At 55.2% G+C, this 14,930-nt stretch carries 10 protein-coding genes and 1 riboswitch; of the genes, 4 read left to right on the top strand and 6 right to left on the bottom strand.

Annotated features, from left to right (window positions below; genetic code table 11):
• Positions 1 to 5: 5 nt before the first annotated feature.
• Entirely contained in the window at positions 6 to 3,641 is a 3,636-nt protein-coding gene (gene metH / locus RCF31_RS11620) for a methionine synthase (RefSeq protein WP_416413248.1), read from the top strand.
• A 104-nt stretch (positions 3,642 to 3,745) separates the two neighbouring features.
• Here the strand turns inward: metH and RCF31_RS11615 are convergent, their stop codons facing one another.
• The 5 genes from RCF31_RS11615 to pgi form a co-directional block, all read right to left on the bottom strand.
• Entirely contained in the window at positions 3,746 to 5,839 is a 2,094-nt protein-coding gene (locus tag RCF31_RS11615) for a YjbH domain-containing protein (RefSeq protein WP_416410577.1), read from the bottom strand.
• Complete coding sequence (locus RCF31_RS11610) at positions 5,839 to 6,576, bottom strand: capsule biosynthesis GfcC family protein (RefSeq protein ID WP_416410575.1); 738 nt, start codon at positions 6,574 to 6,576, stop codon at positions 5,839 to 5,841. Before RCF31_RS11610 ends, RCF31_RS11615 begins: the two co-directional genes overlap by 1 nt.
• Entirely contained in the window at positions 6,573 to 7,220 is a 648-nt protein-coding gene (locus RCF31_RS11605; RefSeq protein WP_416410573.1) for a YjbF family lipoprotein, read from the bottom strand. The genes RCF31_RS11610 and RCF31_RS11605 overlap by 4 nt, the downstream gene beginning before the upstream one ends.
• 75 nt (positions 7,221 to 7,295) lie before the next feature.
• Complete coding sequence (gene yjbE, locus RCF31_RS11600; RefSeq protein WP_084871778.1) at positions 7,296 to 7,544, bottom strand: exopolysaccharide production protein YjbE; 249 nt, start codon at positions 7,542 to 7,544, stop codon at positions 7,296 to 7,298.
• A 585-nt stretch (positions 7,545 to 8,129) separates the two neighbouring features.
• Positions 8,130 to 9,776: a glucose-6-phosphate isomerase gene (gene pgi, locus RCF31_RS11595; protein ID WP_416410570.1), complete on the bottom strand. Its 1,647-nt coding sequence runs from the start codon at positions 9,774 to 9,776 to the stop codon at positions 8,130 to 8,132.
• A 419-nt stretch (positions 9,777 to 10,195) separates the two neighbouring features.
• Positions 10,196 to 10,390: riboswitch (Lysine riboswitch) on the top strand.
• Between the two features lie 113 nt (positions 10,391 to 10,503).
• On the opposite strand from pgi, the gene lysC reads away from it, so the two are divergent.
• Together lysC and panS are read left to right on the top strand one after the other, a co-directional pair.
• Positions 10,504 to 11,859, top strand: a complete 1,356-nt coding sequence (gene lysC / locus RCF31_RS11590; RefSeq protein ID WP_416410568.1) for a lysine-sensitive aspartokinase 3 — start codon at positions 10,504 to 10,506, stop codon at positions 11,857 to 11,859.
• 129 nt (positions 11,860 to 11,988) lie between these two features.
• Positions 11,989 to 12,906, top strand: coding sequence for a ketopantoate/pantoate/pantothenate transporter PanS (gene panS, locus RCF31_RS11585; protein WP_313685818.1), 918 nt, complete (start codon positions 11,989 to 11,991; stop codon positions 12,904 to 12,906).
• 51 nt (positions 12,907 to 12,957) lie between these two features.
• Here panS and RCF31_RS11580 read toward each other — a convergent pair whose 3' ends face one another.
• A complete protein-coding gene (locus RCF31_RS11580) occupies positions 12,958 to 13,551 on the bottom strand; it encodes a YhgN family NAAT transporter (RefSeq protein WP_416410566.1) in 594 nt (197 codons plus the stop codon).
• A 212-nt stretch (positions 13,552 to 13,763) separates the two neighbouring features.
• Between RCF31_RS11580 and asd the strand changes: the two genes are divergently transcribed.
• Positions 13,764 to 14,873, top strand: coding sequence for an aspartate-semialdehyde dehydrogenase (gene asd / locus RCF31_RS11575; RefSeq protein ID WP_313685814.1), 1,110 nt, complete (start codon positions 13,764 to 13,766; stop codon positions 14,871 to 14,873).
• The last annotated feature ends 57 nt before the right edge of the window (positions 14,874 to 14,930 follow it).

Here is a 14,930-nt window from a genome sequence, read left to right as displayed (position 1 = left end):
GCATCATGATTCTGGACGGTGGCATGGGCACCATGATCCAGAGCTATAAACTGGATGAGCAGGATTTTCGTGGCAGCCGCTTTGCTGACTGGCCGTGCGATCTCAAAGGCAATAACGATTTGCTGGTGCTGTCCAAACCCGAGGTGATTCGCGAGATCCATAACGCTTACCTCGCGGCAGGTGCCGATATTCTGGAAACCAACACTTTCAATTCAACCACCATTGCGATGGCGGATTACGAAATGGAAGCGCTGTCGGCGGAGATCAACCTCGAAGCTGCCCGGCTGGCGCGCGCCTGTGCCGATGAGTGGAGCGCTAAAACGCCTGAGCGCCCGCGTTACGTCGCCGGAGTGCTTGGCCCGACCAACCGTACCTGTTCCATCTCACCGGATGTGAACGATCCGGCATTTCGTAACGTGACCTTTAATCAGCTGGTGGACGCCTATCGTGAATCCACCCATGCGCTGATCGCCGGCGGTTCCGACCTCATTATGATTGAAACGGTGTTCGATACCCTGAACGCCAAAGCGGCTATTTATGCGGTCCAGGCGGAGATGGAGGCGATGGGCGTGAAGCTGCCGCTGATGATCTCCGGCACCATTACCGATGCCTCTGGCCGTACCCTGTCCGGGCAAACCACCGAAGCCTTTTATAACTCGCTGCGCCACGCCGAACCGTTATCTTTTGGTCTTAACTGCGCACTGGGGCCGGATGAACTGCGTCAATACGTGGCGGAGCTGTCGCGCATTGCCGAAGGTTATGTCACCGCGCACCCTAACGCCGGTCTGCCGAATGCTTTCGGCGAATATGACCTGGATGCCGCCACCATGGCGGAACAAATTGGTGAATGGGCGCGTTCGGGTTTCCTCAACATCATTGGTGGCTGCTGCGGCACCACGCCAGAGCATATTGCGGCGATGGTGGCAGCAGTGGACGGCGTTGCGCCGCGTAAGCTGCCGGAGATACCGGTTGCCTGCCGCTTATCCGGGCTGGAGCCCCTGAATATCAGCGCGGATTCGCTGTTTGTGAACGTCGGAGAACGTACCAACGTTACCGGCTCGGCCAAATTTAAGCGTCTGATCAAAGAAGAAAAATACAACGAAGCGCTGGATGTGGCGCGCCAGCAGGTCGAAAGCGGCGCGCAAATCATCGATATCAACATGGATGAAGGCATGCTGGATGCGGAAGCGGCGATGGTTCGCTTCCTGAATCTGATTGCCGGTGAGCCGGATATCGCCCGCGTGCCGATTATGATCGACTCCTCCAAATGGGAGGTGATCGAGAAAGGGCTGCAATGCATCCAGGGCAAAGGCATCGTCAACTCGATCTCGATGAAAGAAGGCATCGAGATGTTTATCGATCACGCACGCAAAGTGCGTCGCTACGGTGCCGCCATGGTGGTGATGGCGTTTGACGAAGTGGGCCAGGCGGATACCCGCGCGCGTAAAATCGAGATTTGCCGCCGTGCTTACCAGATCCTCACCGAAGAGGTGGGTTTCCCGCCGGAAGACATCATTTTTGACCCGAACATCTTTGCGGTCGCCACCGGTATCGAAGAACACAACAACTACGCCATGGACTTCATCGGTGCCTGTGAAGACATCAAACGTCAGCTGCCGCATGCGATGATCTCCGGTGGCGTCTCGAACGTGTCGTTCTCGTTCCGTGGCAATGACCCGGTGCGTGAAGCGATTCATGCGGTGTTCCTCTACTACGCAATTCGCAACGGCATGGATATGGGGATCGTTAACGCCGGTCAGCTGGCGATTTATGACGATTTGCCTGCCGAGTTGCGTGATGCGGTGGAAGACGTGATCCTCAATCGCCGTGATGATGGTACCGAACGGTTGCTGGAGCTGGCGGAGAAATACCGTGGAGCCAAAGGCGACGGCGAGCAGGAAAAGCAACTGGCGGAATGGCGCAGCTGGGATGTGGTCAAACGTCTCGAATATTCGCTGGTTAAAGGCATCACCGAATTTATTGAGCAGGACACCGAAGAGGCGCGCCAGGCTTCCGCCCGCCCGATTGAGGTGATTGAAGGGCCGCTGATGTCCGGCATGAATGTGGTGGGCGATCTGTTCGGCGAAGGGAAGATGTTCCTGCCGCAGGTGGTGAAATCTGCACGCGTGATGAAACAGGCGGTGGCTTACCTTGAACCCTATATCCAGGCCAGTAAAGAAGCGGGCCGCAGCAACGGTAAAATCGTGCTGGCGACGGTGAAAGGTGACGTGCACGACATCGGTAAAAATATCGTCGGTGTGGTGCTGCAATGTAACAACTACGAAATTATCGATCTCGGCGTGATGGTGCCGAGTGACAAAATCCTGAAAACCGCCGTCGAGCAGAAGGCCGATATTATTGGTTTGTCCGGGCTGATTACCCCGTCGCTGGATGAGATGGTTAACGTGGCGAAGGAGATGGAGCGTCAGGGCTTTTCCATGCCGTTACTGATTGGCGGTGCCACCACCTCGAAAGCGCATACCGCGGTGAAAATCGAGCAGAACTACAGCGGCCCGACGGTTTACGTACAGAACGCCTCACGTACCGTAGGCGTGGTGTCATCGCTGCTGTCGCCCAGCCTGAAAGAAGATTTTGTCGCGCGTACGCGCAAAGAGTACGACACCGTGCGCATTCAGCACGCGCGTAAAAAGCCGCGCACGCCGCCGGTCAGCCTGCAAACCGCGCGTGACAACGATTTCTCCTTTGACTGGGAAAGCTACACGCCGCCAGTGGCCCATCGCCTCGGCGTCAGCCCGGTGGAAGCCAGCATCGAAACGCTGCGTAACTATATCGACTGGACGCCGTTCTTTATGACCTGGTCGCTGGCCGGGAAATATCCACGCATCCTGGAAGATGAGGTGGTGGGGGAAGAGGCGCAGCGCCTGTTCCACGATGCGAACGCGATGCTCGATATGTTGAGCCAGAACGGTACGCTGCAACCGCGGGGTGTGGTGGGGATTTTCCCGGCCAACCGCGTGGGGGATGATATCCAGATTTACAGCGACGAAAGCCGTAGCCAGGTGTTGTGTGTGAGCCATCACTTACGTCAGCAAACCGAGAAAACCGACTTTGCCAACTATTGCCTGGCGGATTTTGTCGCACCGAAATCGAGTGGCAAAGCAGACTATCTCGGCGCGTTCGCCGTGACCGGCGGGCTGGAGGAAGATGCGCTGGCTGAGGCGTACGACCAGCAGCATGATGACTACAACAAAATCATGATTAAGGCCGTCGCGGATCGTCTGGCAGAAGCCTTTGCAGAATATCTGCACGAACGGGTGCGTAAGGTGATCTGGGGCTTTGGTGCGCATGAGAATCTCAGCAATGAAGAGTTGATTCGTGAGAACTATCAGGGAATCCGTCCGGCTCCGGGTTATCCGGCCTGCCCGGAACACACGGAGAAAGCCCAGATTTGGCAACTGCTGGATGTGGAGACCCACACCGGTATGAAGCTGACGGAATCCTTCGCCATGTGGCCGGGGGCGTCGGTTTCCGGCTGGTACTTCAGCCATCCCGACAGCCGTTATTTTGCCGTGGCGCAGATTCAGCGCGATCAGGTGGAGGATTATGCGGCACGTAAGGGGATGAGCGTCAGTGAAGTCGAGCGTTGGTTAGCACCTAACCTGGGATACGATGCGGACTAATCTTTGCGCGATGAATCGCGCCGCTACAATCACCCACTGGACCGTAGCGGCGCGATTTATCGCGCAGACTGGCGACCCAGCGGGCCGCCCATTTTTACGGCAGGTTAATTAAAGCGCGCGTCGCGATCTGACGTCATATCATACAGCTGATATTTACGACCCAGCATCTGGCCGCCGTCACGCGTCAGCGGTACCCAGTTCACCTGCGCACGACCACGTGTTGGCGTGACGGTAAACAGGTCCATCGGGATCGAGATATAGAAGCCTTTGGTGAAGCTGCCTTCGCCATACTCTGCCGCCGAGACGTTGGTTTTGGTGGCATAGAAACCGACGATCACGCCGCTGTCGAATTGCTTCGACATATCCAGCGTCACACCTTTATCCTTCGCCAGATACTGGCCCACGCTCGCTTTCACCAGCACGTTCTGCATAAACCACGGACGCCAGTAAGCAGTCAGATTACCGACAGGTGCTTTGTAGTCGGTGAACTGCATCATGTTGTCCCAGTCACGCTGCTTGACGTAGTTGGCATCGACGCCAATCGCCCAGTTACTGTCCACCGGACGATACAACACTTCGCCACCTACGCCGCCGTACATGGTTTCCAGATAACCACCGTACACCTGGCCATAGAAGTCATTGCCGAGGTAGCGCATGTAGTTGGCTTGCAGATCATTCACATACACGTTGTTCTCAACGTACTGGCGAATATGGGTACGCACGCGCGGCAGGGCGGAATTGGCTGTCAGGCCGTTGTAGTTAAACTTGTCGTAGTTATTGGCGAGGTTACCGAACAGGCTGCCACTGACCAGCAGGTGATCCGTCAGCTGGTAATCGACGTTACCCATCACGCCCAATTGGTACATGTAGAAGCTTTCCGGCCCACCTACTGACTGGTTCAGCACCGGCGACAGGCTGTAATTCAGGCGATCTCTGCGGATGAAATATCCCTGCTCGGTTGAGCCGGGATCGACTGGATTGATACGTGTCTGCTGCAGCGGCTGTTCGTGACCGAGCGGGTAGCCGGAGAGATCGTTTTTCAGGCTGGCGACATCGGTCCGCGTGGTCACCTGCGGCATATTGAAGCGCGACTCAGTCACATCAATGGTATTGATGCCTTCAGGCAGGTTATTGACGATGATGCGGTTAGCCCGATCGACCCCTTCGCGCGTATCACGGTATTTGGTCTGCTCGCCAGAGACATACAGGGTATCGCCTTTGGTCTGAATCTTCGGACCATCAAGACCGGCGTTGTATTTCAGATCGGTCAGCTGGTTGGCTACCACCGTGGACTGCAACAGGTCGCCCTGCGGCTGCGGATTGTAAGCCGGTTTGGCGCTGTCGATATGCGGTTGACGTAAATCGTCAAAGTTAGTGCGCAGCGTAAAGCCAAACATAAAGGTATTGCCGCGTTCGTAACTGGCGTTGATGTCTGCCCAGTCAGTGATGCGATAAATCGCGCCGACGTTAACCTTGCTGTTTTGCTCCAGACGGCCCGCGAAATCGTCCTGATAATTGTTGCCTTCGTATTCGACTTTCAGACGCAGCGGCTGCCACGGCGTTTGATACTCGATACCACCGAACAGCGCTGCCGGACCGTGGAACATCTGGGAACCGTTAATCGACCCCGCCGTACCGCCGCCGTTAGTTCGGGTACAGAAGCTATCGCTGTAGGAACAGAACGGGTTTTTGATGGTGCCGCTGTTGCCGAGATAACCCCAGCCGATGCCGAAGGTGAAATCGAACGGCCCCCAGGCTTTGGTGCCCACCAGATATTCGCTGTCGAACAGGCCGGTACCGCCCAAATCGCGCGCACCGAATGACACTTCCGGCAGCCAGTAGCTTTCCTGCCACAGGCGCAGTTTCAGATCGAAGGCTTTGTCTTTATAACTCTGGTCACCGCTGAAGCTTTCCGAGGAACTGTAGCGACGGGTACGTACGTCGGTATAACGCACGGTGGTCTCCAGCCACGGGAACAGTTGCAGTGACGCGGAATAGTAGCGGTATTGATCGTTATTACGATAGTTAAGGCTGAACTCGCCATCACGGGACATACGCGCGGTAGGAACCTGCATCAGGCCAGCGCCGCCGAAGTCAGATTGTGACGGGCCAATCGGATCGTCATAGGTTGCCGCATTAGCATCACAGGCAGCGGAAACAGCCACAGCCAGCAGGCTGAGAAGTAATTGTTTTTTCATCAGTCTGGGATCCGGTGAGTCAGAACAGAAATCATGCGGTCATTCAGGTCGCTCTGGCCCCATGGCAGGCTCCAGGACGAGAAACCGAGCCAGATAATGCTGCCCGGCTCTACCTCCACATGGCGCTGATTCCAGTAAGCAATGGGCACCTGCCGGGTCTGACCGGATGGCGCAATTACCGTGGCAAAACTGCGGTCACCACCGGAAAGACGATCGTGGTCGTCAAGATAGTCACGCACCGTTCGGCCCGGCTGCCAGAGCACTTTGCCAGGATTTTCCAGTGCGCCGAGTACCAGCACCTGAGTGGGCGGTGCCAGCGTGTAAAGGTCATAATTGCCCAGCAGGCTACGATTGGCTCCCGGGCGCAAGCGTACCCAGTCGGGGTCGAGCGGGGTAAACTGACGGCCTGTCACCGGCATCGCTGATAATTGCTGGATCACGGCACCAATCGCCGCTGCGCGGTCACCGCTGTTATCTGCCTGCCAGACGCGCAAATCCGCCAGCAGTTGTTGCTGCTGCTGTTTAGCCACCGCCGTTGCGCCGCGTTCGGCAATGACCGTACCGGGCCACCAGGTGTGGATCGCCGGGTTAGTTACCAGCTGGCTGAGGTTTTGTGCATGATCGATCTGTAAAGTCGCGCGATTTTGCCCATCGTGGACGATAACCTGGCTATCGGCCAGCGCGTTGCCCGCAGTGAACAGCGCCAGTCCTGCCAGCAAAGACGTTATTTTTTTCATGATTTCGCCGGTTTCAGAATGGTGGTTTCAATCGGGAAGTCGCCAGCAGCCAGCATCTGGTTCGCCTGGACTACCGTGCCATCGCGGTTATCAATCCAGAAGGTGTTCTGCCATTCGCGCCCAATGCTGTCGATGCGTACGGTTTCGTGCCATACCCGGCAGGCTACGCTCTGTCCGGCAATAGTCAGCACCGTGTCGTCGCCGCGCTGGAATTGCGAGATGGCGGTGGCGGCACGCTGATTATCCTGCTCAGACCACTGCACGACACGTGTCCAGCTGGCACCGTTTTGCAGATGTAACGCGTCCGCCAGCGGGTCCTGCGCCAGATTGCTGACGTTCAACAGGTTGTCGGTCAGACCCAGGGTTTTCACCAGACGACCATGCTGGAGTGCCAGCATCGCTTTATCCTGGGTGACCCATTTCTGCTGGCCGTTTTCGTTGTAACCCAGCACCACAAAGATGCGCGGGCCTTCATTAATGCGGGCGTAGAGGCTGGCGTAGGGCAGGCTTGCCACTTGCTCATTAGTCACCGTGACATCATCCGGCCCTTTAATGGCGAGCATGACGGTCTGTTCCAGACCTTTCTGGGTTTGTGTGCAGGCCTGTAGCAGCAGGCAGAGAAGCAGCAAAGGAAGTCGGCGCACTGTGTGTCCCTGATTAAATCGAATCAAAGCAAAAAATAACCACACGGCTGTGTGGTTATGTTTAAAGGTGCTACATCAACGAGTGGTACTCGTTGTGGTCGTGGTTGTTGTACCGGTATTTGCACCGTCACCACCGCCAGAAGCGGCAATGCCGAGACCTACCAACGCACCGAGAGCCCCGATACCCACAGCAGTGGACGCACCAGCGGACATTGCTCCCGCCTGCGCGCCTGCTGCAGCACCGGTTTCTTCCGGTGCGGCAATCGCAGCGGAAGAAACGGCAACGTAAAGTAAGGCTGCACCGGCAACCATAAGTTTTTTCATAACAACGTGTCCTGCATTTAAATGAATGAAGGATGTATACCCGTCATAGTTCAGGTTTCAGGTGCGTTAACCGCCCGCATGGCTGCAATCTGAATTATTTGGGGTATGCCCTTAACGGGCGCGTTCAGTATAGGGCAACAAATTACCAGAGTTCAGCGCGAGGGGAAGAGGACGAAAATTACGCATGTTGCTGGTGATAAATAATGCAAATCAGCGATAGCTGCTTTTTTTAATTGCGCTTTTTATCAGGGCTGGAATAACTACATAGTTGTGACTGGTTCGGCAGGATTTTTCACTTTTGCATTAAATATTGGTACGGAATCGGAATATTCAGAATTCCCTTAACATGAGTAAATAAAAAAAATCTATTTATCATGGTGATAGCTAATAATTTTGTGAGAAATAGATCCATTCAATTTAGAAAATGTGGGTAAATGCACGATAAATCTTCAGATTAAGCCTAGACCATTTTAAGAATTATCTAACCATTTGCTGTCGATTAAATAACGAAATCTCCCGATTTATTGCATATTTGTCATAAAAAAAGGCAGCCATAAGGCCGCCTTATTACAAAATGGGTAAAAATTAACGCCAGGATTTATAGCGATTAATTAAACCATTGGTGGAACTGTCGTGGCTGGCAATTTTCGCGTCATTTTCCAGTTCTGGCAAAATACGGTTTGCCAGCTGTTTGCCCAGCTCAACACCCCACTGATCAAAGGTGAAGATATTCAGGATGGCACCCTGGGTGAAGATTTTGTGTTCATATAACGCAATCAACGCACCGAGGCTGAACGGGGTGATTTCACGCAGCAGGATGGAGTTGGTCGGACGGTTACCTTCAAACACTTTGAACGGCACGATGTGGGCCACAGAGGCGGCGGATTTGCCAGCATCGGTAAATTCTTTCTCAACCACATCACGTGATTTACCAAAGGCGAGGGCTTCAGTCTGTGCGAAGAAGTTCGACAGCAGTTTCTGATGGTGATCCGCCAGCGCGTTATGGGTTTGTGCCGGGGCGATAAAATCACACGGGATCAGTTTGGTGCCCTGATGAATCAGCTGATAGAACGCATGCTGACCATTGGTGCCTGGCTCACCCCAGATGATTGGACCGGTCTGGTAATCCACGGCGTTGCCGTCGCGATCGACATATTTACCGTTGGATTCCATGTTGCCCTGCTGGAAGTAGGCAGCAAAACGATGCATGTACTGATCGTAAGGCAGAATCGCTTCGGTTTCGGCTCCGAAGAAGTTGTTGTACCAGATACCGATCAGTGCCAGCAGCACCGGCAGGTTCTGCTCGGCAGGCGTGGTGGAGAAGTGTTGGTCCATGGCATGCGCGCCGCTCAGCAGCTGCTCAAAATTGTCAAAGCCGATGGAAAGAATGATGGACAGGCCGATGGCTGACCACAGGGAGTAACGGCCACCGACCCAGTCCCAGAATTCGAACATGTTGGCGGTATCAATCCCGAACTCGCCTACGGCTTTGCCGTTAGTGGAGAGCGCAGCAAAGTGTTTCGCCACATGCTGCTGATCGCCTGCGGTTTTCAGGAACCAGTCACGCGCACTATGGGCGTTGGTCATGGTTTCCTGGGTGGTGAAGGTTTTGGAGGCCACGAGGAACAGCGTGGTTTCCGGGCTCAGGTCTTTCAGCGTTTCCGCAATATGCGTGCCATCCACGTTGGAGACAAAATGCATATTCAGGTGGTTTTTATACGGACGCAGCGCTTCGGTCACCATGAACGGACCCAGGTCAGAACCCCCGATCCCGATGTTAACCACATCGGTGATGGCTTTGCCGGTATAACCTTTCCACTCACCGCTGATAATACGCTCGGAAAAGCCTTTCATCTTCGCCAGCACCGCATTCACTTCCGGCATCACATCTTTGCCATCGACCACAATCGGCGTGTTGCTGCGGTTACGCAGGGCAACATGCAGCACGGCACGATCTTCGGTGCGGTTGATTTTCTCACCGGAGAACATCGATTTGATGGCACCCGCCAGATCGGTCTCTTTTGCCAGCGCCTGCAGTTTGTCGAGGGTTTCCTGGGTAATACGGTTTTTTGAGAAATCCACCAACATCTGATCGTCGAAGGTGGCAGAGAATTTCGCAAAACGATCGGCATCCTGGGCGAACAGGTCGGCGATCTGCACCGATTTCATTTGGTCAAAATGCTGCTGCAGCGCTTTCCAGGCAGCGGTTTGTGTCGGATTGATATTTTTCATGGCAACACTCTTGTTGAAATAAAAAGAACTGTCATTCCATCCGGGCGCATCCAGCTGGCCCGGCTTGCTTAGCATTCTGGCGGCGGTTGAAGCGGCCGCAACGGGTTTCAGTATGACCACAGTTGCTACTGAAAGGAAAAAAATTGTGCCCTCCGCGAGCCGCTTACTGATGGCATCGACGGCGGTTGCTGCGATTGTTCTTAGGCATTTTCAGGAAAATCCGCCACGGATACCCTGTGCCGCATCAGCAAAAGGGCGGGTTGTTGGCAACCAGCCACTACTTTAGGCGTGAGTTTAGCCTGCTGTTTGTTCTGCGATGCTCACTGCGTGCAGCGAAAGTGAAAAATCCTCAAACATCAGGCGTTGACAGCGGAACAATTAACCGATATTTATGTGCGCGCTACTTACGCCCCAGGGCGTAAGCCAGAAGAGGCGCGTCGCCCAGGCAGTGTGTTGGAGGAACCGTATCCGGGGATAACACATCAGGGGGTGCGACGCCGAGGTGGGGCAACACGCGGCGTGTTGTGCTGTCGGCTGCAGGGGCTGAATCCTCTGGGTTGTCACCAGAAACGTCCACAGTCGGACGTTTCGCAAGGTGAAGCGCTTCTGGGTGACTCGTCTCATGATCTTGTCTGCCCATTTCTGCTCTTCTCTTGTGCCAAGGCTGATAGAATGTCTTCCGTCCCAATAAAGCGGGAGAAAGATAACCTGACACGAGGTTCGTTACATGTCTCAAACTCTGATCGTGGCGAAATTTGGCGGCACCAGCGTTGCCGATTTTGCTGCCATGAACCGCAGCGCCGATGTGGTGCTGTCCAATGCCAACACCCGCCTGGTGGTTCTTTCTGCCTCAGCAGGTGTCACCAATCTGTTGGTATCCCTTTCTGAAGGCCAGGAACAGGCGCAACGTGCGTACCTGCTGGATGAAATTCGCCGTATTCAATATGCCATCATCGATTGTCTGCAAGCGCCGGATGTGATCCGCGATGAGATTGATCGCATGCTGGAAAACATCACCATGCTGTCCGAAGCGGCGGCACTGGCAACGTCGAATGCGCTCACCGATGAACTGGTCAGCCACGGCGAGTTGATGTCTACGCTGCTGTTCGTGGAAATTCTGCGCGAGCGTAAGGTCAATGCCGAGTGGTTTGATGTGCGTAAAGTGATGCGTACCAGTGACCGTTTTGGCCGTGCTGAGCCAGACGTTGCTGTACTGAAAGAACAATCTGCTGCGCTGCTACAACCGCGCACCGAGCAGGCGCTGGTGATCACGCAAGGCTTTATTGGCAGTGAAAGCAAAGGCCGCACCACCACGCTGGGCCGTGGTGGCAGCGACTATACGGCGGCGCTGCTGGGCGAAGCCTTGCAGGCGGCACGTATTGATATCTGGACTGACGTGCCGGGCATCTACACCACCGACCCGCGTGTGGTGCCTGCGGCGAAACGCATCGATGAAATCACTTTCGAAGAAGCGGCAGAAATGGCCACCTTTGGTGCCAAAGTGCTGCATCCGGCGACGCTGCTACCCGCAGTGCGCAGTGATATCCCGGTGTTTGTCGGCTCCAGTAAAGATCCGGCCGCTGGCGGCACACGTGTCTGCAATGAAACGCAGGACCCGCCGCTGTTCCGGGCGCTGGCACTACGCCGCAAGCAAACCCTGCTGACGCTGCACAGCCTGAATATGCTGCATGCGCGTGGCTTCCTCGCGGAAGTGTTCGCCATTCTGGCGCGCCACAGTATCTCTGTTGATCTGATCACCACCTCTGAAGTGAGCGTGGCGCTGACGATGGATACCACGGGTTCCACCTCAACCGGTGACAGCCTGCTGACGCAGGCGCTGCTGACCGAACTCTCCTCCCTGTGCCGTGTGGAAGTGGAAGAAAACCTCGCGCTGGTGGCGATTATCGGTAACAGCTTGTCGAAAGCCTGTGGCGTCGGTAAAGAGGTGTTTGGTGTCCTGGAGCCGTTTAACCTGCGCATGATTTGCTACGGTGCCAGCAGCTATAACCTGTGCTTCCTGGTACCGGGCGGCGATGCGGAAGAAGTGGTGCGCACCCTGCATATGAATCTGTTTGGTTGCTAAGACCCACTTCGTAGCGGCGCGATTTATCGCGCGTTTTTTAAAAGACGCGCGATAAATCGCGCCGCTACAAACCGCACTGTGGCAACACTCCGTAATGACATAATAAAACCTGCATAAGGAAGTTCGTCCATGCTCGGCAAAATTACCCGCCTGTTCCCGCTTTGGGCTGTGCTGCTCTCCGTCGCGGCCTATTATTCACCGTCTACCTTCCTTGGCATTGGCCCGTGGGTGACGTATCTGTTGATGCTGATTATGTTTGGCATGGGCGTGACGCTAAATATCAATGATTTCAAACGTGTGCTGGTGCGTCCGGCTCCGGTAATCGCCGGGACTTTCCTGCATTATCTGGTGATGCCGCTGGCTGCCTGGGGTCTGGCGAAGTTATTCCAGATGCCGCCGGACCTGGCGGCGGGCATGATCCTGGTGGGCAGCGTTGCCAGTGGTACCGCGTCTAACGTGATGATTTATCTGGCGAAGGGTGATGTGGCTTTGTCCGTGACCATCTCCTCGGTCTCGGCGCTGGTCGGCGTATTTGCCACGCCGCTGCTGACGCGTTTCTATGTCGATACCCATATTCAGGTGGATGTGGTCGGCATGCTGCTCAGTATCGTTAAAATCGTGGTGGTCCCGATTGGGCTGGGCCTGATTATCCATCACTCGATGAACAGCGTGGTACGTCGTGTCGAACCTTATCTGCCAGCGTTCTCCATGGTGTGTATTCTGCTGATCATCAGCGCGGTCGTTGCGGGCAGCCAGGGCTTTATCGGCTCGGTCGGCCTGGTGGTGATCGCCGCGGTGATTATGCACAACGCCATTGGTTTGCTGGGTGGCTACTGGGGCGGCAAGCTGTTTGGCTTTGACGAATCCACCTGCCGTACCCTGGCGCTGGAGGTGGGGATGCAAAACTCCGGTCTGGCGGCAACGCTGGGCAAACTTTACTTCTCACCTCTGGCCGCGCTGCCTGGCGCGCTGTTCTCGGTATGGCACAACCTGTCGGGTTCGCTGCTGGCCGGTTACTGGTCAGGCAAACCGATTAACAAAAAATAACGATCTGCACCTGTCACGGCGCAATTTATCGCGCTGTGACAGGCCCGAGCCTTACAGCTTCAGGTAAGCACGAATCCCATCCAGAAACATCTGCGTTGCCAGCATAATCAAAATCAACCCCATCAGACGTTCCAGCGCATTCACGCCTTTATCGCCCAGCAGACGCAGAAACAACCCGGACAGCAGCAAAATCACTACCGTGACGCCCCAGGCAATCATCAGCGCCCCTACCAGATGCAGCATTTGGTTGGGATATTGATGCGACAGCAGCATCAGCGTCGCCAGCAGTGACGGCCCGGCGACCAGCGGAATCGCCAGCGGCACCAGAAACGGTTCCTCACCGGCAGGCAAACCGGTACTGTTGCTCTCGGCTGAAGGGAAAATCATGCGGATGGCGATCAGGAACAAAATGATGCCGCCGGAAATGGATACCGTCTCGGTGCGCAGATTAAGAAACGTCAGAATGCGTTCACCGGCGAATAAAAACAGCAACATCAAAACCAGCGCAATCAACATCTCGCGAATCAGCACTCGCCGCCGCCGGTTCGGCTCCAGATGCTTCAAAACAGACATAAAAATCGGCAGGTTACCCAGCGGGTCCATAATCAGCAGCAATAATATGGTGGCGGAAATCATTTCAGTCATTTTGTGTTAAACCATCCCTTTGAGGCATTATTAGTTGCGCTGCTGAAAAACTTAGCGCAATCGAATTAATTCACTTGCCAGAAGTGCAGCATTTTGTAGAGTTGAGGGTCATAGGTAAACCTGATTATTACGCAGACCGGCAGGTTAATCCGGCTGGTTTTTTCCCTCGCACCAGACAGGGCCTCTCAAGAAGCGCCCGAGACGGACAGAAAATGAAGAATGTAGGTTTTATTGGTTGGCGTGGTATGGTCGGCTCCGTGCTGATGTCCCGCATGAGCGAAGAACGTGATTTTGATGTGATCAATCCGGTCTTCTTCTCCACTTCGCAACTGGGCCAGGCGGCACCGACCTTCGGTGGTAAGTCGACCGGTGCGCTTCAGGATGCTTTTGATATTGATGCGCTGAAGGCGCTCGACATCATTATCACCTGCCAGGGCGGCGATTACACCAGTGAAGTCTATCCGAAGCTGCGCGCCAGCGGCTGGCAGGGTTACTGGATTGACGCCGCTTCCACGCTGCGCATGAAAGATGATGCCATCATTATTCTGGACCCGGTTAACCATCAGGTGATTCGTCAGGGCCTCGACAGCGGCATCAAAACCTTTGTTGGTGGTAACTGCACCGTAAGCCTGATGCTGATGTCACTCGGCGGCCTGTTCGCTAACGACCTGGTGGAGTGGACCTCGGTGGCTACTTATCAGGCGGCTTCCGGTGGCGGTGCGCGTCATATGCGTGAGCTGCTGACCCAGATGGGCATGCTGCACGATCACGTGGCGAAATCATTGCAGAACCCGGCCTCGGCTATCCTCGAAATCGAGCGCAGCGTGACCGATTTCACCCGTTCCGGTACCCTGCCGACCGATAACTTCGGCGTACCGCTGGCGGGCAGCCTGATTCCGTGGATCGACAAACAGCTGGAAAACGGCCAGAGCCGCGAAGAGTGGAAAGGCCAGGCCGAGACCAACAAAATCCTCGGCAGCCAGAAAGTGATCCCGGTCGATGGCCTGTGTGTGCGCGTGGGTGCACTGCGTTGCCACAGCCAGGCGTTTACGCTGAAGCTGAAAAAAGATGTGCCGCTGGCTGAAATTGAACAACTGCTGGCTGCCCACAATGAGTGGGTGAAAGTGGTGCCGAACGATCGTGAGATCACCATGCGTGAACTGACCCCGGCGGCAGTCACCGGCACCCTGGCGACACCAGTGGGTCGTCTGCGTAAACTGAACATGGGGCCGGAATACCTTTCGGCTTTCACCGTCGGTGACCAGCTGTTGTGGGGCGCGGCTGAACCGCTGCGCCGTATGCTGCGTCTGCTGGTGGACTAAGCGTAACGCGATAAATATCGGCCGGGGTTTCCCGGCCTTTTTTGCATTTCAGGCTGC

This window comes from Pantoea sp. App145 (assembly GCF_047947045.1).
Classification (GTDB): domain Bacteria; phylum Pseudomonadota; class Gammaproteobacteria; order Enterobacterales; family Enterobacteriaceae; genus Pantoea.
Note: the sequence above shows the minus strand (reverse complement) of the source record. Positions and strands in the feature narration are given on the sequence as shown.

Coding starts and splice junctions, on each gene's coding strand:
- metH (WP_416413248.1), top strand. CDS start 6: ATGATTCTGGACGGTGGCATGGGCACCATGATCCAGAGCTATAAACTG.
- RCF31_RS11615 (WP_416410577.1), bottom strand. CDS start 5,839: ATGAAAAAACAATTACTTCTCAGCCTGCTGGCTGTGGCTGTTTCCGCT.
- RCF31_RS11610 (WP_416410575.1), bottom strand. CDS start 6,576: ATGAAAAAAATAACGTCTTTGCTGGCAGGACTGGCGCTGTTCACTGCG.
- yjbE (WP_084871778.1), bottom strand. CDS start 7,544: ATGAAAAAACTTATGGTTGCCGGTGCAGCCTTACTTTACGTTGCCGTT.
- pgi (WP_416410570.1), bottom strand. CDS start 9,776: ATGAAAAATATCAATCCGACACAAACCGCTGCCTGGAAAGCGCTGCAG.
- lysC (WP_416410568.1), top strand. CDS start 10,504: ATGTCTCAAACTCTGATCGTGGCGAAATTTGGCGGCACCAGCGTTGCC.
- panS (WP_313685818.1), top strand. CDS start 11,989: ATGCTCGGCAAAATTACCCGCCTGTTCCCGCTTTGGGCTGTGCTGCTC.
- RCF31_RS11580 (WP_416410566.1), bottom strand. CDS start 13,551: ATGACTGAAATGATTTCCGCCACCATATTATTGCTGCTGATTATGGAC.
- asd (WP_313685814.1), top strand. CDS start 13,764: ATGAAGAATGTAGGTTTTATTGGTTGGCGTGGTATGGTCGGCTCCGTG.